The organism is Thermococcus marinus, from assembly GCF_055389025.1.
The window spans coordinates 1,209,270-1,227,900 of the sequence record NZ_AP042417.1 but is presented as its reverse complement, the minus strand read 5'-3'; the positions used below and the strand labels follow the sequence as shown (position 1 = coordinate 1,227,900).

General features: G+C 53.6%; 19 protein-coding genes and 2 tRNA genes. 14 read left to right on the top strand and 7 right to left on the bottom strand.

The window, feature by feature from the left end:
• Positions 1-77 precede the first annotated feature (77 nt).
• The 5 genes from ACZ5ER_RS06820 (at position 78) to ACZ5ER_RS06800 (ending at position 4,417) form a co-directional block, all read left to right on the top strand.
• Positions 78-386: a hypothetical protein gene (locus tag ACZ5ER_RS06820; protein WP_050003205.1), complete on the top strand. Its 309-nt coding sequence runs from the start codon at positions 78-80 to the stop codon at positions 384-386.
• Positions 387-411: 25 nt separating this feature from the next.
• Positions 412-1,470 carry a glycosyltransferase family 2 protein gene (locus ACZ5ER_RS06815; RefSeq protein ID WP_464934084.1) on the top strand — a complete coding sequence of 353 codons (1,059 nt, stop codon included), beginning with the start codon at positions 412-414 and terminating at the stop codon, positions 1,468-1,470.
• Between the two features lie 128 nt (positions 1,471-1,598).
• Positions 1,599-2,525, top strand: a complete 927-nt coding sequence (locus tag ACZ5ER_RS06810) for an anion permease (protein ID WP_464934083.1) — start codon at positions 1,599-1,601, stop codon at positions 2,523-2,525.
• A gap of 32 nt (positions 2,526-2,557) precedes the next feature.
• Positions 2,558-4,297: a tRNA guanosine(15) transglycosylase TgtA gene (tgtA, locus tag ACZ5ER_RS06805; RefSeq protein WP_464934082.1), complete on the top strand. Its 1,740-nt coding sequence runs from the start codon at positions 2,558-2,560 to the stop codon at positions 4,295-4,297.
• Positions 4,298-4,340: 43 nt separating this feature from the next.
• Positions 4,341-4,417: transfer RNA gene (locus ACZ5ER_RS06800), tRNA-Val, on the top strand.
• Positions 4,418-4,523: 106 nt separating this feature from the next.
• Here ACZ5ER_RS06800 and ACZ5ER_RS06795 read toward each other — a convergent pair.
• Together ACZ5ER_RS06795 and ACZ5ER_RS06790 are read right to left on the bottom strand one after the other, a co-directional pair.
• Positions 4,524-4,850 (bottom strand): DUF4064 domain-containing protein, encoded by a 327-nt coding sequence (locus tag ACZ5ER_RS06795; RefSeq protein ID WP_050003201.1) that lies wholly within the window; start codon positions 4,848-4,850, stop codon positions 4,524-4,526.
• A gap of 517 nt (positions 4,851-5,367) precedes the next feature.
• Entirely contained in the window at positions 5,368-5,970 is a 603-nt protein-coding gene (locus tag ACZ5ER_RS06790) for a DUF4352 domain-containing protein (RefSeq protein WP_050003200.1), read from the bottom strand.
• 297 nt (positions 5,971-6,267) lie between these two features.
• On the opposite strand from ACZ5ER_RS06790, the gene ACZ5ER_RS06785 reads away from it, so the two are divergent.
• The 3 genes from ACZ5ER_RS06785 to pyrG are packed head-to-tail and all read left to right on the top strand — an operon-like array spanning position 6,268 to position 8,599.
• On the top strand, positions 6,268-6,555 hold the full coding sequence (locus ACZ5ER_RS06785) for a DUF357 domain-containing protein (protein WP_050003199.1): 288 nt from the start codon (positions 6,268-6,270) through the stop codon (positions 6,553-6,555).
• 10 nt (positions 6,556-6,565) lie between these two features.
• The gene (locus ACZ5ER_RS06780) at positions 6,566-6,943 is read left to right on the top strand and encodes a DUF555 domain-containing protein (RefSeq protein ID WP_050003198.1); all 378 of its coding nucleotides are present in this window, start codon (positions 6,566-6,568) and stop codon (positions 6,941-6,943) included.
• A 57-nt stretch (positions 6,944-7,000) separates the two neighbouring features.
• Positions 7,001-8,599, top strand: coding sequence for a glutamine hydrolyzing CTP synthase (pyrG, locus tag ACZ5ER_RS06775; protein WP_050003197.1), 1,599 nt, complete (start codon positions 7,001-7,003; stop codon positions 8,597-8,599).
• Here the strand turns inward: pyrG and ACZ5ER_RS06770 are convergent.
• Positions 8,593-9,447: a hypothetical protein gene (locus ACZ5ER_RS06770; protein ID WP_464934081.1), complete on the bottom strand. Its 855-nt coding sequence runs from the start codon at positions 9,445-9,447 to the stop codon at positions 8,593-8,595. The genes pyrG and ACZ5ER_RS06770 overlap by 7 nt on opposite strands.
• Positions 9,448-9,555: 108 nt before the next feature.
• On the opposite strand from ACZ5ER_RS06770, the gene ACZ5ER_RS06765 reads away from it, so the two are divergent.
• Both ACZ5ER_RS06765 and ACZ5ER_RS06760 read left to right on the top strand, forming a co-directional pair.
• Entirely contained in the window at positions 9,556-9,948 is a 393-nt protein-coding gene (locus ACZ5ER_RS06765; RefSeq protein WP_050003195.1) for a 30S ribosomal protein S8e, read from the top strand.
• Positions 9,949-10,031: 83 nt separating this feature from the next.
• Positions 10,032-10,961 carry a zinc ribbon domain-containing protein gene (locus tag ACZ5ER_RS06760; RefSeq protein WP_464934080.1) on the top strand — a complete coding sequence of 310 codons (930 nt, stop codon included), beginning with the start codon at positions 10,032-10,034 and terminating at the stop codon, positions 10,959-10,961.
• Here ACZ5ER_RS06760 and ACZ5ER_RS06755 read toward each other — a convergent pair.
• Together ACZ5ER_RS06755 and ACZ5ER_RS06750 are read right to left on the bottom strand one after the other, a co-directional pair.
• Positions 10,945-12,018, bottom strand: coding sequence for an NOG1 family protein (locus ACZ5ER_RS06755; RefSeq protein WP_050003193.1), 1,074 nt, complete (start codon positions 12,016-12,018; stop codon positions 10,945-10,947). The genes ACZ5ER_RS06760 and ACZ5ER_RS06755 overlap by 17 nt on opposite strands.
• Positions 12,019-12,149: 131 nt before the next feature.
• On the bottom strand, positions 12,150-12,959 hold the full coding sequence (locus ACZ5ER_RS06750) for an MBL fold metallo-hydrolase (RefSeq protein WP_464934079.1): 810 nt from the start codon (positions 12,957-12,959) through the stop codon (positions 12,150-12,152).
• Positions 12,960-13,015: 56 nt separating this feature from the next.
• On the opposite strand from ACZ5ER_RS06750, the gene ACZ5ER_RS06745 reads away from it, so the two are divergent.
• The 3 genes from ACZ5ER_RS06745 to ACZ5ER_RS06735 are packed head-to-tail and all read left to right on the top strand — an operon-like array spanning position 13,016 to position 16,154.
• Entirely contained in the window at positions 13,016-13,789 is a 774-nt protein-coding gene (locus ACZ5ER_RS06745; protein WP_464935136.1) for an undecaprenyl-diphosphate phosphatase, read from the top strand.
• Positions 13,786-15,042, top strand: a complete 1,257-nt coding sequence (gene glmU, locus ACZ5ER_RS06740) for a bifunctional sugar-1-phosphate nucleotidylyltransferase/acetyltransferase (protein WP_464934078.1) — start codon at positions 13,786-13,788, stop codon at positions 15,040-15,042. The genes ACZ5ER_RS06745 and glmU overlap by 4 nt, the downstream gene beginning before the upstream one ends.
• Entirely contained in the window at positions 15,039-16,154 is a 1,116-nt protein-coding gene (locus ACZ5ER_RS06735; RefSeq protein ID WP_464934077.1) for a DUF835 domain-containing protein, read from the top strand. Before glmU ends, ACZ5ER_RS06735 begins: the two co-directional genes overlap by 4 nt.
• Here ACZ5ER_RS06735 and ACZ5ER_RS06730 read toward each other — a convergent pair.
• The gene (locus ACZ5ER_RS06730) at positions 16,147-17,322 is read right to left on the bottom strand and encodes a CBS domain-containing protein (protein ID WP_050003188.1); all 1,176 of its coding nucleotides are present in this window, start codon (positions 17,320-17,322) and stop codon (positions 16,147-16,149) included. The two genes, ACZ5ER_RS06735 and ACZ5ER_RS06730, sit on opposite strands and share 8 nt — an antisense overlap.
• A gap of 136 nt (positions 17,323-17,458) precedes the next feature.
• Between ACZ5ER_RS06730 and ACZ5ER_RS06725 the strand changes: the two genes are divergently transcribed.
• A tRNA-Ser gene (locus ACZ5ER_RS06725) sits at positions 17,459-17,545 on the top strand.
• 172 nt (positions 17,546-17,717) lie between these two features.
• On the opposite strand, the gene map is transcribed toward ACZ5ER_RS06725, so the two are convergent.
• Positions 17,718-18,605 carry a type II methionyl aminopeptidase gene (map, locus tag ACZ5ER_RS06720; RefSeq protein WP_464935135.1) on the bottom strand — a complete coding sequence of 296 codons (888 nt, stop codon included), beginning with the start codon at positions 18,603-18,605 and terminating at the stop codon, positions 17,718-17,720.
• Between the last annotated feature and the right edge of the window lie 26 nt (positions 18,606-18,631).

Here is an 18,631-nt window from a genome sequence, read left to right as displayed (position 1 = left end):
GCTTTCCGGTTTTTAAACCATTCGGTTGGTTAAGCAAACTTTTTAAGTGGGGTTTACGAACTAAAAACGGTGGGAGAATGGAAGCGAAAGAGAAACTCCAGAGGGTGCTTGAGGAGTTCAACAGGCTCCACGGGAGCGAGGCCCGGGCCAGGGTTTTAAAGCTTGAAGGTGATGAGGTTATCCTAGAGTTTGAAGGCTCGTTCTGCGCAACCTGTGGTCTCTACGACTACTTCGATGACATCAAGTGGGAGGCCATGGGCTTCGGCCTTGGGCTTGAACCCGTTGAAGTCCTGGAGGCAGAAGAGGACGATTTTGAACACGGACGCTACGTGGTTAAGTATAAGCTCAGTAAAAAACCCGTCATCGCGCTAAGCAGTAAAGATTAAAACCCTTGAGAAGCCCTTTTAATCCATGAACACATCAATCCCGTTTATCACAGCGCTTGCAGTCATTTTCATCTGGGACGGCTACTTCTTCCTTAATTACATAATTGGTCTGTTCAGGAATTACAGAGTTAGGGAATGGAGACCCAAGGTCTCAATCATAATTCCCGCGTACAACGAGGGAAGGAGAGTCCTCCGAGCTATAGAGTCTGCTCTCGGCCAGAACTACCCGGATTTTGAAGTGATTGTGGTCGATGACGGGAGCAGTGACGACACATTTGAAGTCGCGTCGTCTGTGAAAGACCCCCGGCTGAGGGTTTACAGAAAAGAACACGGCGGGAAGGCGAAGGCCCTCAACTTCGGCCTCTCGAAGGCCTCTGGTGGGGTTGTGGTGACCACCGACGCCGACAGCTACCTCGAACCGACTGCAGTAAAGGAACTGGTGAGGCGCCTATACTCCGATGATGTTCTCGGCGTTGGTGGACAGGTAAGGGTTCTCGGCTCGTCTTTCCTCGAAAAAGCCCAGGACGCGGAGCACCTGAGGATAGCCATGTTCCGCAGGGCCAAAGAGCTGGAAGACCTCAGCCTTGCCCCCGGCCCTATATCCGCCTTCCGCAGGGGTGCCCTTGAGAGAATCGGCGGCTTCGTCGAGGATATAGTTGAGGACTACGCCACCACAAAGGCGGTTAAGCGGTTTGGGCGGGTAGTCTACGCCCCCCGCGCGAGGGTGTGGACGGAGATGCCGAAGAGCCTGGCCGTTCTCTGGCGCCAGAGAAAGCGCTGGTTCCTGGGAGACCTGAAGAACCTCGGAGGAGGATTCACCAAGGACTGGGGGTTTCTCCTGCTCGGCGACGTTATAGCAGTCCTAGACATCACCGTGCCTCTCCTTCTTCTTGCGACATCGAACTTTGCCCTCTTTGGCCTTTGGTGGGTTTTTGAGACAATCACGATGCTAATACCGACGTTTGTCGAGGGCGGAAAGCTCTCGAACGCCCTGATTTTCCCACTGATGGTCTGGTTCTGGGCGCTCTTTTACCTCTCGCTTCACGTGTACGGTTACATCAGGCTCCTCACTGGAAAACTGTAGCACAGCGGTTTCCCAGAATTTTTGACTTCTTTCTGTCCCGTCCTGGCTCAGGCACCAAAATGCTTTTAAAGGGCAGAGCCTTTTAAACCACCCACTATAGACTATATAGAATATAGAGAGGTGGGGAGATGCTTGGGGTCATCGCGGCGGCGTTCTTCATGGCATGGGCGATAGGTGCAAACGACAGTGCAAAGGCTGTGGGAACGGCAGTCGGCTCCGGGATAGTGGGGTTTAGGAGGGCAGTGCTCATAATAGCTGTCTTCACGACCCTTGGGGCAACGTTAAGCGGCTTCGGCGTCTCAGAAACGATAACAGCACTCGCAAGGGGACTCTCCCCCGCTGAAATAGCGTTGGTCTTATTCAGCTCCGCTTCGGCGGTCACACTTGCAAGCCTCTGGGGGAAGCCGATATCAACGACCCAGTCCATAATAGGCGCCCTCGTTGGCTCTTCCCTCGCGCTCGGTTTTTCTGTTGACTGGTGGACAGTCGGGAAAATCGTTTCAGCGTGGTTCGTGTCGCCTGTGTTTGCTTCAGTCCTTGCCATAGCCACATACAAGTTCTACAAACCTGTGCTCAAGCGCATAAAGTGCCTCAGAAGCCTCGAGCTTACCCAGAAGTGGCTGGTCTTCCTGGCGTCCGCTTTCTCGGCCTTCAACCTAGGAGCGAATGAGGTCTCCAATGTCACAGGCCTTGCGAAGGCCGGAGGGATTGCCGGCCCAAACGCCGTTCTTGCCCTCGTTGCGGCACTTGGGGCACTCACATTCAGCTACGAGGTTATGATGACGGTTGGAAAGGATATAGCACCTCTCGGCCCAACCTCTGCCTTTGCCAGCCAGTTCGGGGCCTCGATAGCCGTGAGCGTTGCCAACGTCTTCGGGCTCCCCGTCAGCTCAGGCCAGGCAATAGTAGGGGCTATAAGCGGGCTGAGCCTCTACAAGGGGGAGCATGTAAACAAAAAGCTCCTTCTGGACATCGTGAAGAGCTGGGTTCGGGCCCCCTTCTTCTCTGGACTCCTTGCGTTTGTCCTTGTCAGACTCTTCTCGGCAGGCTTTTAAGGGCAAGTTTCGGACTCCGAAGGGGTGAGAACATGGAGTTCAGGTTTGAGGTAAAGGCGAGGGACGCCGCCGGAAGGATAGGAAAGCTGACCGTTAACGGAAAGACGATAGAGACTCCGGCGATAATGCCGGTCATCAACCCCAAACAGCTCATCGTGACACCGAAGGAGCTCAAGGAGATGGGCTTTAGAATGATAATAACCAACTCCTACATCATCTACAAGACGCCTGAACTGAGGGAAAAGGCCCTTGAGCTTGGAATTCACAGGCTCCTCGACTACGACGGCGTCATAGAGGTCGATTCCGGCTCCTTCCAGCTCATGCGCTACGGAGAAGTCGAGGTCACGAACCGCGAGATAATCGAGTTCCAGGAGAAAATCGGCGTTGACATCGGCACGTTCCTCGACATACCGACCCCACCGGACGCGCCGAGGGAGAAGGCCGAGGAAGACCTGAGAATAACACTGGAGAGGGCAAGGGAAGCGGAGGCAGTCAAGAACATTGCCATGAACGCCGCCGTGCAGGGCTCCACGTATCCAGACCTGAGAACATACGCCGCGAGGGAGCTCAGCAAAATGAACTTTGAAATCCACCCAATCGGCGCGGTTGTCCCCCTCATGGAGAGCTACCGCTACAGAGACCTCGTGGACGTCGTAATAGCCTCGAAACTCGGCCTGAGGCCAGACAGGCCCGTCCACCTCTTCGGCGCCGGACACCCGATGATTTTTGCCCTCGCCGTGGCCATGGGAATAGACCTCTTCGACTCCGCCAGCTACGCCCTCTACGCCAAGGACGACCGCTACCTAACGCCTGAAGGCACCAAGAGGCTCGAAGAGCTTGAGTACTTTCCCTGCTCCTGTCCGGTCTGCTCCCGCTACACCCCGCAGGAGCTCCGCGAGATGCCGAAGGAGGAGAGGACGAGGCTTCTCGCCCTCCACAACCTCTGGGTAATCCGCGAGGAGCTGAACCGCGTGAAGCAGGCGATAAAGGAAGGTGAACTCTGGCGCCTCGTTGACGAGAGGGCAAGGAGTCACCCGAAGCTCTACGCGGCCTACAAGAGACTGCTGGAGTACCGGGACTACTTGGAGAAGAACGAGCCGGTCACAAAGGCATCAGCATTTTTCAAGGTGAGCGAGGAAGCCACGCGCTGGCCCATCGTTTACCGCGCCAAGGAGAGGGCCGAGCGCGTCGCCCAGAAGTTCCCCGAGAAAGTGAAGCACCCGATATTCGGTGAGGTTCCGAAGTACCTGAGCCTCAGCTACCCCTTCGCCCAGAGCGAGGGCGAGGAGGACTTCACGATAGAGAAGCCGGAGAAGAGAGAGGCGAGGAAATACGTGATGGCCGTCGCGGAGTACCAGTTCGGAGAAGGCGCCGGCGAGGCCTTCAAGGACGCTTTCGTTGAGCTTTCGAGAAAGACGGGCATGCCGAGGCAGATAAAGGCCAAAGGTAAACACCTCGCGACCTTCAGAGCGGAGGACGGCCTGCTGACCCTTGGCATCGAGGGTGCAAAGAGACTCCACGAAATCCTGCCGTTCCCGAGGATGCGCGTTGTAGTCAACGAAGATGCAGAGCCCTTCGCGAGGCGCGGAAAGAACGTCTTTGCCAAGTTCGTCCTTGATGCAGACCCGGCGATAAGGCCCTACGACGAGGTTTTGGTCGTGAACGAGAAGGACGAGCTTCTCGCGACTGGACAGACACTCCTCAACGGCGAGGAGCTGAAGGCCTTCGAGAGCGGGCTGGCGGTGAAAGTGAGGAGGGGCGTTGAGAAGTAGTTTCGAAAATTTTATAACCTCCCCCCTTTTCCTTACTCTGGGCGGGCCCGTGGTCTAGATGGTTATGACGCCACCCTTACAAGGTGGAGGTCCGGGGTTCGAATCCCCGCGGGCCCACCAAAAACCCAAAATTCTCCAAGAATACTTCTTTGAGAGTCAGTCCTGGCGCCCTCAATTGTCATTGGAACCTTCTGCCATTTAAAAATTAAAAATCGGAAAAACATAATTAGCTTGTATTTTTCAAAGCTAAGATTCCACCTACAAGTAACAAGATAAATGACAAGACCCAAAACCCGCTTACCAAGATTAACCCAACTACGGCACTTATTAGCATTAGGGCCCCAGCCACTTTATTGTTTTTGTCGACTATTGCTCCCCCTACTATACCAAGAACTCCCATAAACAGCGCACCCAGCCCACGTTCCGTCACTGTCTCGGCGCCTGAAACCTCCAATGCTTCTCCAATCCCCCCAATAAATAGCACAAGTAACGCTGCAACTATTCCAAACACTCCTCCTAAAATTCCTAATATCATTTCACCAGTCCTACCCATGCTATCACCTCATGGGCAATGGGAACAATTGGCGTATTTGTTTTGTATTCTACTTGTTATATTATTTTTGGTTACAAATTAATTTTGATTGAATTCGTATGTAACGTAGATTTGACTAGGATTTAACGGTCTCAATTAACATGCAATAGGTCTATTAATGTGAAGGTTCATAACAGCCCTTGCAAAGCAAGCGCTGGCGGAAATAGTAGGTACTATTTCAAAATTGCTAGGTGTGAATCTTTACCTTTTTGCTTATTTTTGATGAGTGTTTCAGTCTCCAATGGCGTCCGCTGGACGCTAATAATGGGATTAGAAACTATTTTGAAAGTTTGAGGTTAAACTCGCTTTGGAGGTTGCCAAGACTATTCTGAGTTAATGTCAGATGGCGTTAAATCCATCAACGCCAGGAGCAAGCTTTCGTCTATCATGCGGATAGTATTTTCACAGTCTTTTCGCGGGCCTTTTTAGAAAAATAGTAGATAACAAAAAACAAAATTCGTCCACGTCTAACAAACAATCAACGTTCTGGTATTTCAATGTACGCAAGGGGATCATCGAACATGTTCTCTTGGTACGCTATGAGTACTTTTTGGTTCTCCGGAACCATAAAAGCCAACCATCCTTCTACCTTACCACCTGGAAGCAGATCAACTGAATCTAACTTGGGAGTTTCCTCGGGTAGAACTACCCATTCATAGTCATGCATTGCCCCGTCAATTACTACCCTAAAATCCAATGGATTCACACTTAGCGTTTCGCTGCCCTCGGTGTATTTTACTCGAACTTTCACTAAGAGGTACTCATGCCCTGGCTTAGGGTCATCGTTAAACATGTTAGCATCTTTTATCATTGCATTAGCTTTTTCTCCTCTGATGTAATCTACTACAGTCACCTCGACGGTTTTGGTATCGTCGTAACTCCGTATTTTAACGCTTACTGGCTCTCTAACTTTTGCTGGATTAGATATCCCGGCCGGTGTTGGACTTTGTGTTGAAGTTGTCTCTGTAGTAGTTTTTGCTTCCTCTGTTGAAGATGTGTCGCTTGTGCATCCGCTTATGCTAACTATCATAAGAATCAAAACCAGGCTAACGACGATTGTGGGCAATTTTCTTTTGGACATTCTATTACCCCCAAGTAGATTTCAACTATAATATACAGGAGATGTATATAATACTTTTGCCACAATTAATTTTTGGTATGATCTCATATAACGCACCATTTATAATAGTGTGTATAACTATTTGTCACAATTAAATGGTAGGTTTTCCTGACTTTACACCCTTCTGTTGTGGATTTCTGTAGTTTTCACCAGGGCGACTCCGCAAAAACATTCCCAAGCCTTAGTCAAAGTGCCCTCTAAGAGTTCCGGGGTAAAGGTTTATAAGAGGGCTTTCAAACCACGACCGAGGCGAGAGTTGTGGGGCGCGAGGTAACCGATGAGAAGCTCCAGAAATATTTTAGAATCACCGAAGAAGCACTCAGGCGGCTTGAGGTCGCCGTCCACGAGAAGAGCCTTCTCTACGCAGTCGCCAAGGACTTCCTGACTATGGCAAGGAGCTATTTTGAGGACGCCAAGTACTACTACGAGAAAGGCGACTACGTCACGGCCTTCGCGGCCCTGAACTACGCGCACGGGTTCATAGACGCCGGTGTGAGGCTCGGTGTGTTTAAGGGTGAAGACGACAGGCTCTTCGCCTTCGGGTGAGGTGAGAGGGATGGGAGACTACCTAGTTGTTCTGGAGGCCCCGATAATTGTGCGGGACGTTGAGACGAGCGAGGACGCGATAAACGTGGCGGTGAGCAAGGTGACAAAGGCGCTCAACAGGGAGAAGCTCGACTTCGTCCGCGTTGAGCTCGGCTACTCCCAGTGTCCTGTCTGCGGGGCGCACTTCGAGAGCGCCTTCGTGATCGGAAACGTCGGCCTGGTCGGCATGTACCTTACCCTCAAGGTCTACAACGCCCAGACGATAGAGCACGCGGAGAGGATAGCCAAGGCCGTCGTTGGAAAAGCACTGAAGAAAGTCCCCCTGAAGGTCTATGAGATAAGGGAGCTCCAGGAAGATGAGGACGACGGCGTCGAGGTCGAGCTTTGAGTTAATTTTTTAAACATCTTTCCATCAAAGCCCCACATAACCTCTGGAGGTTTTACCATGACGAAGTTTATCTTTGTTACGGGTGGTGTTGTTAGCGGTCTTGGGAAAGGGATTACCAGCGCTTCTCTCGGCATGCTCATGAAGGCGAGGGGCTTCAGGACTACGAACATCAAGATTGACCCCTACCTCAACTACGACGCGGGAACCATGAACCCCTACCAGCACGGAGAGGTTTTCGTTCTCGACGACGGCGGTGAGGTTGACCTCGACCTCGGCAACTACGAGCGCTTCCTCGACACGAGTTTGAGCTTTGACCACAACATAACCACAGGAAAGGTCTATTCCTCCGTCATCGAGAAAGAGAGGAAGGGCGAATACCTTGGAGCGACCGTTCAGGTCATCCCGCACATCACCAACGAAATAAAGGAGCGCATCAGGAGAATCGCGAGGGACTACGACGTCGTTATTGTCGAAATCGGTGGAACCGTTGGAGACATCGAGGGAATGCCGTTCCTTGAGGCAGCAAGGCAGATGCAGCTTGAAGAAGGCAGGGAGAACGTCGCCTTCGTGCACGTGACCTACGTGCCCAAGCTCAAAGTGGTGGGTGAGCAGAAGACCAAGCCGACCCAGCACAGCGTCAAGGAGCTCCGCTCGCTCGGAATCCAGCCAGATGCCATAGTCGCCCGCTCAGAGGAGCCCCTTGAGGAGAGCGCGAGGAGAAAGATAAGCCTCTTCACCAACGTCCCGGAAGAGGCCGTGATCAGCGCCTACGACGTCGAGGACACCTACGAAGTGCCTTTAATGCTCGAAAAGGAGGGGCTCGCGAGGTACCTCGTGAAGAGGCTTGGACTTCCCGAGAGAGAGCCCGACCTTGAGAAGTGGCGTGAGATGGTCGAGAAGTACAAGAATCTTGACAGGGAAGTTGAAATCGCGGTCGTTGGAAAGTACGTCAAGCTCGCCGACTCATACCTCAGCATCAAGGAAGCTTTAAAGCACTCAAGCGTGGCAAACGACGTCAAGGTGAAGATAAGGTGGATAGAGGCCGAGGACGTCGAGAGGGAAGGCGTCAAGCTCCTCGAGGGCGTTGATGGCATAATCGTCCCAGGGGGCTTCGGAGCGCGCGGAAGCGAGGGCAAGATTATGGCGATACGCTACGCGAGGGAGAACGACATCCCGTTCCTCGGAATATGTTTCGGCTTCCAGCTCACCGTTGTCGAGTTCGCCAGGAACGTCCTCGGGCTCAAGGGTGCCCACTCAACGGAGATAGACCCGCAGACACCCTACCCGGTCGTTGACCTGATGCCGGAGCAGAGAGATTTGGACAGGCTCGGCGGGACTATGAGACTTGGTGCGTATCCGGTTCACATAAAGCCGAACACCCTAGCAAAGAGGCTCTATGGCAGGGAGGTAGTCTACGAGAGGCACAGGCACCGCTGGGAGGTGAACCCGGACTACGTTGAAAAGTTCGAAGAGGCCGGCCTCGTCTTCAGCGGAATAGCTGGCGACGATGAGAGGAGGATGGAGATACTTGAACTGCCCGACCACAGCTACTTTGTAGCGACCCAGTTTCACCCCGAGTTCAAGTCAAGGCCCATGAGGCCCGCGCCGGTATTCAGGGGGCTGGTCGAGGCGGCCAAAAAGAAAAGGTATCAGTAAACGGGCTCTTCTTTCTTTTCTTCAGTTCCCCTGAAGTCCCTGTAGAGCAGAACCCCTCCCGCCAGGAGGAAGCACACGAAAAACGCCTCAAACGGTGCCTCCAAGAGACTTATCACGAGAACACTGGGCTCGCTGCTCAACGTGAAGGGGAGCACAAGGGGTGCCATGACTATGGAGACTCCAAAGGCAAGAAGGATTGTCAGGAGCCCGTAGCCCAGACTGCTCGGGAGCCTCCTAAAGACAAGGCCCAGGGCCTCGATGAACGCCCCGAGGTTCCCTGTGTCCACATACGTGGCCACGACAAGAGGGTAGTACGTTATAAGGATTGGAATCACCAAGAGCACCAGCACAAGCCCGAAAAACGCGAGGAAGGGATTCAGTGTTAGTCCACCCACGATCATCACAAGGGCCGGCACCAATGCCACCAAAATTCCGGTTAGATACGCAAGGACGTTTACAATTATCATTACAGGAATCTTGGGAAGGGCCTCTGCGATTAGTTCAGAGATGGAGTACTCCTTACCATCTAGCGAGAGGAAATAGGTCCTGACGATGCTGTACTCAACAAACGCGAGGACAATGGCCACAATGAGTATCCAGAGAAGGCGAATCTCAACGTAGCGAACCAGCTCATCTGTGGACTCGTGAGTCATTCCATGCTTTTCGAAAACGACGTCCGGCAGTATCTCCTCTCTCGGGACGGCTCCTCCCCTAATCCCTGGGAACAAAGCGGAATTGAGGATAGCGAGGGCCAGAAACACCACGAGGACGAGGAGGTACGCCCCCCTGTTCTCGGCGACGAGTGAAAAGGCCTTGGAGAATGCATCAAGAGCTCCCATAAACACCACCGTAGTTAGTAACGACGGAAGCGTTTAAAAGCGTTGTCCCTAAGAAAAGCTTATAAACGAACCCCCGAAAGTGGCGATGGGTTCATCAGGCTAATCGAGGTGAGATAAATGGCTATCTGGCAGGGAAGGTCACTTAAAAAGCCCTCAGGTGGAAGGATTGTCCTCGCGAGGAAGAAGAGGAAGAGGGAGCTCGGTAGGGAGCCCGCCAACACCAGAGTCGCCGAGGAGAGGGAAAAGAGGAAGATAATCAGGACCTACGGCGGAAACAGGAAGGTCAGGCTCATCGAGGCCCTCTACGCCAACGTCTTCGACGGCGGAAAGGGCAAGAAGGTCAAGATACTCAACGTCGTCGAGAACCCGGCCAACAGGCAGTACGCGAGGAGAAACATAATCACCAAGGGTGCCATTATCGAGACCGAAATCGGCAGGGCCGTCGTCACCAGCAGGCCCGGCCAAGACGGGGTTGTAAACGCTGTTCTCCTCAAGGAGGAGAACGCCTGAACTCCTTTCTTTTCCCGAAGTTTTTCGTAGTTTTATGCAAGCCTTATTATACTTTGGCGCCCTATTTGTTTTGGTGTAGACAGATGGAATATTCACGCATCGAGAAAATTCTCGCGAGCCTGTTTGTTGTGTTTCTCCTTCTGGCGAGCATAAACTTCCTGAGGGAGCTTGAGAACATTCCCCAGCGGCCTAACTATGAGCATTATCAGGAAAAATACGGTGTGAATGCACTCCTTGAAAATCAAAGTCGCCTAAGAGAGCTTGACAGACAGCTCTTCGAGGCGTATCAAGAGACCAAAAGCAATTTGACCGAGGCGGAGAGGATTTACCTTTTCAAAAGGGAAGAGTACAGGGTCGCACTTGAGAGCGGCAACGTTACCGAGGAGCTGAAGACTGAGTACCTGAAAGCGAAGGGGGCCTATGAAACGGCCTACCGTCAGTACCTCGGGGCAAAAAGCGCCTATGAGCAGACCCACGAGAAGCTTGAAGAAATCAGCTCACAAATCCAGGAGCTCAGGGAGAAGGCAAACGAGGAGTACGGAATGGCCTATGAGGTATACAAACTCAAGGTTCTCATGCTGAAGCTTTTGTTTGCAGTGCCACTGTTCATGGCGTCGCTTCTGCTCCTCAGGAGATACAAGAACATCTACACCTCCTCTCTCGTGGCGTATTCGTCGCTGTTGCTCATCTACCTTCTTCTCTCCGCGATATGGGGCACGGTTCAGCTTATCGGACTTAGTCTCTTCGGAGCGTTCTCGACACTCCTGGCTCTCCACTACCTGAGAAAGGAGTACTTCAAGCCCGAAAGAGTCTACAAGAGGAGGATTGCCCAGGACAGGTGCTACAACTGCGGGTTCCCCGTAAAGGACGACTACTTGTACTGTCCCAACTGCGGTGCAGAGCTGAAAGAAAAGTGCGAGAGCTGTGGTGCTCTAAAGCCCATCCACCTTAAGTTCTGCCCATACTGCGGTGCCGAGCCGGAAAGAAGGGAGAAAGTTAGAGCCCCTCCCTGAACTTTGAGAGCTCCTTCTCCATGATCTTTTTCGCGAGCTCCCTGGCTTTCGGCTCGACGATTTCGATAACCCTATTCTTGAGCTCTTCCAGGCCTTCCCCGGTCAGTGCCGAAATTTTAACCGGCTCAAGCCCCTTTACCCGAACAAACTCTTCAACCGTCCTGACCTTCTCGTCCTCTGCAATGTCGACTTTGTTGATGGCCACGATAAACGGGAACTCGCCGAACTCGCTGTAAATCTCCTCGAAGAGGTGCATCTGCTCTTCAATTGGGAAGCCGCAGTACTCGCTTGGGTCGAAGATGTAGATGATGACGTCTCCAAGGTGCTTCAGAGCTAAAATCGCCTGCTTCTCCACCTCGTTCCTCTCGCTGAGTGGCCTGTCAAGCAGTCCCGGCGTGTCTATGACCTGGTACTTGAGGTAGTGCTCCTCGAACTGGCCGACGTTTATGCCCTTGGTCGTGAAGGGGTAGCTCGCGACCTCCGGCCTTGCATTGGTCAGCGCCCTGAGTAGGGTGCTCTTGCCCACGTTGGGGTGGCCCGCTATGACCACCGTCGGGAGCTCCAGGTCAACCACCGGGAGTTCTTTCAGCACGTTTCTGGCCTGGTTGAGGTAGCGGAGGTCGTCGTCAATCTCGTGGAGTATGTCTGCAACACGGCCGTAGAAGGCCCTCCTGAGCTTGGCTATCTCCTTGGGGTCTCTCTCAAAGCGTATCTTCTCGACGTGCCTCTGCTCAAGGTTTCTGATGGTCTTTACAGCCCAGTTGACCCTCGCGAGGGACTTGTGGAACTGGTCTCTGTCAACGAGCGTGTCAACGAGCTCCTGGTAGAACTTTGGAAGCGTCGAAACTCCTGGCGTCCTGTCGAGTATCTTTCTCAGGTTGTCGCGGACGACGTTGGAGACCGTTCTGACACGGAGCTCTTCCCTCTGCCTCGCCTTGGCCACTTTCCCGCCCGGCGGGTTGTAGGCGGAGGCCGCCTTCTCGGCCCTTCTGAAGGCCTTATCGATGAGCTCATCAGCGGTAAGGACTGTCGGCATCTTCTCAAACGGGTTCTTCATTCTCACACCTCCCTTCGTCTCGCGGAGAAAAGGTTGGAGATGGGATTTAAAAAGGTATTTAATCCGAGCTGGCTATGAGCAGGCGATGACTGAAGCTGAGGAATTCCGAGTGAGTTATCATTTTTAGCGAACTACAAAGACACAGCCTGAAGCTCTATCACCTTCCCCACGTGCAGCGGCTCCACTCTTTCTCCCAGCCTGCACCTTAGGTAGGCGAAGCTCTCAAGCCCCGTGCAGTGGCCGGCGTAAAGCTTTGCGCTGATGTTATTGGCCACGTCCTCAAGGAGCTCCTCCTTTGCACCGGCGAGGTGCAGTCCCCCGAGCAGAACCTTAACCGGCTTTCCACTAACGTTCTCGGCGTGCCTTACTATGTTGATAACGCCAGAATGCCCACAGCCAGTTACCACGGCAACGGAATCGCCGAGGTCTACAACCAGGGCAATGTCGTCTTTAACGGGGTCTTTCGTCCCATCGGGGAGGTATCCGACAGCTCTGTCCCATGTGGCCCGCTCAACCTCGCCGGAGCTCATGAACCCTCTGGCGAACTCAAAGGGATCCGTCCCCAGGATAAACTCGGCACCCAGCCCCTCGAGCTCCTCTCTCGTGAAGGGAATCCCTATTTCACGCCTCTTGGGCTTCAGCGCGATTCTTCTCTGGAAGATTCCAGGGTGGGCGATTACCTTTAGCGGTTTCGAGCGGGCTTCGAGGAGCGCCTTCAGACCGCCGGTGTGGTCGTAGTGGCCGTGCGTTATGAAGAGGTAGTCTATCGAGTCGGGTTCAACTCCCAGGGCTTCCATATTGTTGAGGAGAACCCCTCCATCTGTCCCAGTATCGACGAGCACCTTTATGCCATTACTTTCCACAAGTGCTGAAAAACCGTGCCCACCCAAGAGGCCCTTTCTGAAGCCCGAGTGGTTTTCATACAGTATGGTGACCTTCATTTGGACCACCTCGAAAGGTTTATTTTTTCGGGCAACAAATAAATGCTGTGATAACTATGGACACACTAGTTGAAGCACTCCTCTCCGGGCTAACAGTTGCGCTGGCGTCCTGGTTTCCCCTGAGCCCGGAGGGGGAGGTTGTTTCTGTCCTCGTTGGGAACTACCAATCTTTCCTTGTCCCGGCCTATTTAGGCGTAACTTTCGCCGTCTTCTTCCGTTATAGGGAGAGGTTTTCGAGACTTCTCATCGAGGCTATGAAGGGAATCTATGAAGCAGAGCTTAAATACATATTCTTCGCGGCTCTGTTCACGGCCCTTATCGGGCTCCCCCTCTCCAAGCTCTCCTGGGGCCTTTCAGCCAAAATCTCCTCGGCAGTCAACGCCCTTATTGGTGCCCTCATAGTCCTCCTTTCACTGGCCACACCCCGGAGAAATCCGATCCGCGAACTCGACGGAAAGCTGTCCGAAGAGCCGAGCATACTTGACTCCCTCTCTGCGGGAGTCATCCAGGGTGTTGGTGTTTTAGGCCCTCTCACGAGGACCGGCGCTGTAACCCTCGCGCTCCTCCTGCCGGGCTACAGCGCCAGAAAGGCCCTCCAGTGGAGCTTTATGGTGGCGCCGGCGTACTTTATCCTACGTCTCTTTCAGTTCGGAAGCTGGGAGCCGGAGGGCCCCGTGTGGGTTCCCTTCACTGCCTTCGCCTCTGCATTCTTTGTGAGCCTTGTGCTTATTTATCTCCTTGAGTCCCTAGCTGAGAAAAGGGCCAGACTCGCCCTTACTGCTTTCGGAATTGTGCCTATAATCGTCTTTGCTCTGGAGGTGATAGTTTGAAGGGTGTAATCCTCGCCGCTGGAAAGGGTGAAAGACTGCGCCCGCTAACGGACGACAGGCCGAAGGTCGTCCTTAAGGTCGCCAACAGGCCGATAATCGAGTACGTTATGGAAAACCTATATCCGTTCGTTGATGAGTTCGTGATTGTGGTCAGATACCAGAAGGAGAAGATTATCGGCACCATTGGAGACGAGTTTAGGGGCAAGCCTGTGACCTACGTCGAGCAGCTGCCGGGTGAAGGGACGGCGAAGGCCATAGAGAGCGCGAGGGAGAGCGTGGAGGACGAGTTCATAGTGGCCAACGGTGACATCTACTTTGAGGAAGAGGCCGTCAAGGAACTCGTCTCGGCGTTCAGGAGGGAGAGGGCCGACGCCGCGATGGTCGTCAAGCACTTCGATGACCTGAGCCACTTCGGCAAGGTGGAGGTTGAAGGGCCGAAGGTCATGCGGATAGCGGAGAAGCCTGGAAAAGTGGCCGGCTACGCCAACCTCGGCATCTACGCCTTCCGCTCGAGTGTCTTTAAGTTCATTGAGAAGACGGGAGTAAGTGAGAGGGGCGAGTATGAGATAACCGACACAATAAACCTGATGATTGACTCCGGGCTGAAAGTCATAGCCGTTCCCTACGACGGCTACTGGAACGACATCGGGAGGCCCTGGAACCTGCTGGAGCTGAACGAGTACCTGCTGAAGAACAAGCTCAGGCACGAGATAAGGGGCACCGTCGAGGAAGGAGCAACGATAGTCCCGCCGGTTGAAATCGGTGAGGGGACTGTTGTGAGGAGCGGGGCATATATAATCGGGCCGGTGAAGATTGGCAGGAACTCCAGGATAGGGCCGAACTGCTTCATAAGGCCCTACACGAGCATTGGCGACAACTGCCACATCGGCAACGCGGTTGAAGTCAAGAACTCCATCATAATGGACAATAGCAACGCTCCCCACCTCAACTACGTTGGCGACTCGATAATAGGTGAGAACACCAACCTCGGTGCAGGGACGATAACCGCTAATTTAAGGCACGACAGGGGCAATGTGAAGGTCGAGGTTAAGGGCAAGCTCGAGGACAGCGGCAGACACAAGCTCGGGGCGATAATCGGGCACAACGTAAAGGTTGGTATCAACGTCAGCATCTATCCGGGCAGGAAGATTGGGAGCAACTCTTTTATAGGGCCGGGTGTTATCCTTGACCGCAACGTCCCGCCAAACAGCCTCGTGGTAGTGAGGCAGGAGAAGTTGGTGATGGAGAAATGAGCATTCCGGGAAGCAACCTCATACCCTACCTCAACTTTATTTCGAGGTGGGTCCTCTTCATCGCCGTTGCCTACAAGGCCTACGAAACCCGGGACAAGGGGTGGGTTTTAATCAGCACTGCGTTCTTTATAAACGCACTTGACGTTGAGAATTACGTTCTAAACCCCCTCGGAGTTCACGTGAATCCAGAGGCCTACGTTATAGCCGCCAAAGTTTCAAACTTCTTCTTTGGGATTCTTCTGATTTGGGGGGCGTTCCACCTGAAGTATGGAAAGACGGATTTCAGGCACACAGTTCACATTTCCATTCTGGCCGTTGCCTCGTACATCTGGCTATTCCTCCTCGCGTCCGATGTCTTCAAGAGCCCAACTCAGGAGTCAATACTTCCATCTCTCGTTCTTGGAGGCGCCCTTGTCTACCTCGGCTGGGTTCTGGATAAACACGTTATCTCTCGCGGAACGCCTGAGGCAATGTTCCCGTGGGGCCTTATTTTGCTTGGCGCCCTCAACATAACCTACCCCGTCACGAGGTTCGTAGATTGGTTTGCCCCCATAGGGTTTTTCCTTGGGGCAATATCCCGGTTCATGGCGGCTGTTGGAGCGGTTAAGTTCGTGTTCTACTCGGTTGTTCCCCCCAGCATGGACGGAGAGCCCCCCGCGGAGAAGGGGGTTTTCTTTTTCTCGTCCAGGGAGGAGGCCTTTAAAGTCCTCGGAGACCTGTGGTCGAGGCCCGGAACCGTCGTCATAACAAGGGAAGACCTCAGAACCCTCAAGAGCTCGCTCAACCCAGAAGCCTTGGTCTTCTGGATTACCAGAGCAAAAGAAGGCAAGCTGGAGGAAAGACCCCAGATTTATGCGATGGCTCCAACAAAAATAGACATCCTTACGGACCTTATTGCCCAGGCACTGGCCCAGGGGTATAAGACAGTGTACATCGAGGCCTTTGAGTACCTGATGCTTGAGAACGGTTTTGAGAAGGCGGTTAAATTCCTGCTGAACATAAAGGACCGGGTTCTGGCAGAAGGTGGTACAATGGTACTCGTCCTGAACCCCGAGACCCTGAACGAAAAGCAGAGAAAAATAATCGAGAGGGAGTTCAGAGAGTTCAGCTGAGACCCAGCTTCTCCATAAACCTTTTGGCGTACCTGAGGTCTTTTTCAAGCTCTGCCTTCTGGAGGAGCTGCCTCTCGATGGCCCTGAGGGCGTCGTGGACTGCCTGGATAGCACCCCAGGTCTCTCCCGTCGCCACGAAGACGCCCCTGTCGGTGACGACCCTCATCCTTGCCTGGTAGAGGTGGACCCCCCTGAACTTCTCGGGGAAGCGCCTGATGTAGAGGTAGATTATGCCCTCCTGGCCCAGGAGGTCTTCATAGCCCTCGACGAAGCGCTTTATGTCGCTGATTATCCTCTCCCTCGTGAAGTCGCTGAGTATCGAAGCGTCACCGCCGAGCTGGAGGTAGAACTTCGCCTCCTTCTCGGTCATCTTTGAAATCGGCAGGAGCAGGTCCTTCACCGTGAGGACTCCAACGACCTTGTTGTCTTCGTTGACGACCACGAGACCGTCTATGTCGTTGTCCTTCATCGTTGCCACTGCTTCCCTGACCTTCGCGTCCGGCAGTATGGTTATGACGCCCCTGATCATGACGTCGCGGAGCGGCATGCTGAAGGGCGGTATCTTCTCACCCGCGACCTCGCCGTACTGGGCCTTGAAGCGGGGCTTGATGAACCTTATGATGAGGTCGTGCAGGGTTACGAGGCCCTCAAGCCTGCCCTCGTCGTTGACCACAGGAATCCTTGATATGGCGTGGTCGCGCATGGTCGCAAGGGCCTTGGCGACGGTGTCGTCGGGCTTGAGGGTTATGACGTCCTTAGTCATGAACTCCTCAACAAGCTTCTTACCGAACTCGGTCTCGGCGACCCTTTCAAGGACGGCTATATCGTTTATAACGCCGATGATTTCAGCTTTGCTCTCCCCAACGGGGAGGGAGCGAAGGTCAACCTCAATCATGAGCTTGGCGGCCTTGCTGAGGTCTTCATCAGGCTTTATAACCGGAGCTGGTTTGTAAACGTCCCTAACCTTAGCTTTCGTCGGGTCCCACTTGAGGTGGGAGCGAATGATTAGGTCCTGGGTGAGGACACCCTTGTACAGGTTTCCATCAAACACCAGAATGAGGTCGGGGTCTTCCTTCTCGAAGATTCCTATTGCCTCAGAAAGCGGGGCGTCGATGTCGATCTTCTGGAACCTGTCCGTCATTACTTCCTGAACCGGAATTCCGACCATTGCTGTCACCTCCTGCAATTATATATTTGGTTCTTCTAGGATTTAAACCTTTGCAACCGTTGGCATTTTAATTAATTTGGGTTAATAAATTTTTCGCGGAAAGATTTATAAAACCGAGAAGCAAACCAAAGACCGCGCCGGGGTAGCCTAGCCTGGGAAGGCGCGGGACTCGAGATCCCGTGGGCGTCCGCCCACCAGGGTTCAAATCCCTGCCCCGGCGCCAACCAACTGCCGAGCCCGAGAGGGGGGTTCCACTTCCCCTACTCTATACTTCTGCCGTCTGTAGTTTGCCTCAGAGATTCTTACTTAAGAAGTTGCAAACCTGTAACCCTCTGTGAAACAGGGAAAACCGTAAGAAACAGAAAAGAAAACAGCCTACTTCTCCCAAGGGGTCTTCAGGTCGTCACGTAGGCGCCGTCCTTCTCGACTATGACCGTGTGCTCGAACTGGGCAACGAGGCCGCCGCGGACTTCCCTCAGTATCGGGTAGCTGTAAATAGCCCCCGCCCTGTCAAGCTGGGCCAGCGCCAGCTTCAGCTGTCCCTCGGGCATGAAGTCCTGGAGCCAGCGGTAAGCAAAGGGAAGTGTCTTGTACTCGCGCTTGATGTGCATGAGAAGCCTTCTCGCCTGGAGCATCCTGACGGGCCTGTCGCGGAGGTACATGAAAATCAGCGCCGGCGGGACTTCTATGACCTGGCCCGCGCCCGTCGTTGCAAAGGGCTCTATGGCGAAAACGTCGCCCTCCTGGAGGACGTACGTGTCTGCAGGCCTGTAGACGTTGGGAATGCTGACCCCTGCGTGGAGCTTGTAGCGCTCGACCTTGTGCCCGCTCAGGTTCACTATGGAGTTGAACCCCCTCTCCCTTATAGTGTCTTCAATGGCCTTCGCGACGTCCCTTACCATCACGCCCGCCCTAACCGTCGCTATGGCGTTCTCAAGGGCCTCCCTAGCCGCTTCCATGAGGTCGTCCTCTTCCATTCCGACACGGAAAGTCACGGCAGTGTCAGCTATGTAGCCGTCAACGTGGACGCCGATGTCAACCTTGAGGTAGTCGCCCTCTTTGAGGGCAGTATCGTCGCCCTTGTACGGCGTGTAGTGCGCCGCAATCTCGTTGAGCGAGAGGTTACAGGGGAATGCGGGCTTTCCGCCGAGCTCCACTATCCTCCTCTCAACGAACTCCGCTATGTCGTAGAGCTTTGCACCTGGCTTTATGAGGTCGGCGACTTCCTCCTTGACCTTTCTCGCTATCTCACCGGCTTTAATCAGCGCTGCCCTTTCGTCCACTACTACCACCGAGGTAGGTGGCGTTA

Bases quoted from the DNA above. Each gene is read 5' to 3' on its own strand.
- ACZ5ER_RS06820 (WP_050003205.1), top strand. From the start codon at position 78: ATGGAAGCGAAAGAGAAACTCCAGAGGGTGCTTGAGGAGTTCAACAGG.
- ACZ5ER_RS06815 (WP_464934084.1), top strand. From the start codon at position 412: ATGAACACATCAATCCCGTTTATCACAGCGCTTGCAGTCATTTTCATC.
- ACZ5ER_RS06810 (WP_464934083.1), top strand. From the start codon at position 1,599: ATGCTTGGGGTCATCGCGGCGGCGTTCTTCATGGCATGGGCGATAGGT.
- tgtA (WP_464934082.1), top strand. From the start codon at position 2,558: ATGGAGTTCAGGTTTGAGGTAAAGGCGAGGGACGCCGCCGGAAGGATA.
- ACZ5ER_RS06795 (WP_050003201.1), bottom strand. From the start codon at position 4,850: ATGGGTAGGACTGGTGAAATGATATTAGGAATTTTAGGAGGAGTGTTT.
- ACZ5ER_RS06790 (WP_050003200.1), bottom strand. From the start codon at position 5,970: ATGTCCAAAAGAAAATTGCCCACAATCGTCGTTAGCCTGGTTTTGATT.
- ACZ5ER_RS06780 (WP_050003198.1), top strand. From the start codon at position 6,566: ATGGGAGACTACCTAGTTGTTCTGGAGGCCCCGATAATTGTGCGGGAC.
- pyrG (WP_050003197.1), top strand. From the start codon at position 7,001: ATGACGAAGTTTATCTTTGTTACGGGTGGTGTTGTTAGCGGTCTTGGG.
- ACZ5ER_RS06765 (WP_050003195.1), top strand. From the start codon at position 9,556: ATGGCTATCTGGCAGGGAAGGTCACTTAAAAAGCCCTCAGGTGGAAGG.
- ACZ5ER_RS06760 (WP_464934080.1), top strand. From the start codon at position 10,032: ATGGAATATTCACGCATCGAGAAAATTCTCGCGAGCCTGTTTGTTGTG.
- ACZ5ER_RS06755 (WP_050003193.1), bottom strand. From the start codon at position 12,018: ATGAAGAACCCGTTTGAGAAGATGCCGACAGTCCTTACCGCTGATGAG.
- ACZ5ER_RS06750 (WP_464934079.1), bottom strand. From the start codon at position 12,959: ATGAAGGTCACCATACTGTATGAAAACCACTCGGGCTTCAGAAAGGGC.
- ACZ5ER_RS06745 (WP_464935136.1), top strand. From the start codon at position 13,016: ATGGACACACTAGTTGAAGCACTCCTCTCCGGGCTAACAGTTGCGCTG.
- ACZ5ER_RS06735 (WP_464934077.1), top strand. From the start codon at position 15,039: ATGAGCATTCCGGGAAGCAACCTCATACCCTACCTCAACTTTATTTCG.
- ACZ5ER_RS06730 (WP_050003188.1), bottom strand. From the start codon at position 17,322: ATGGTCGGAATTCCGGTTCAGGAAGTAATGACGGACAGGTTCCAGAAG.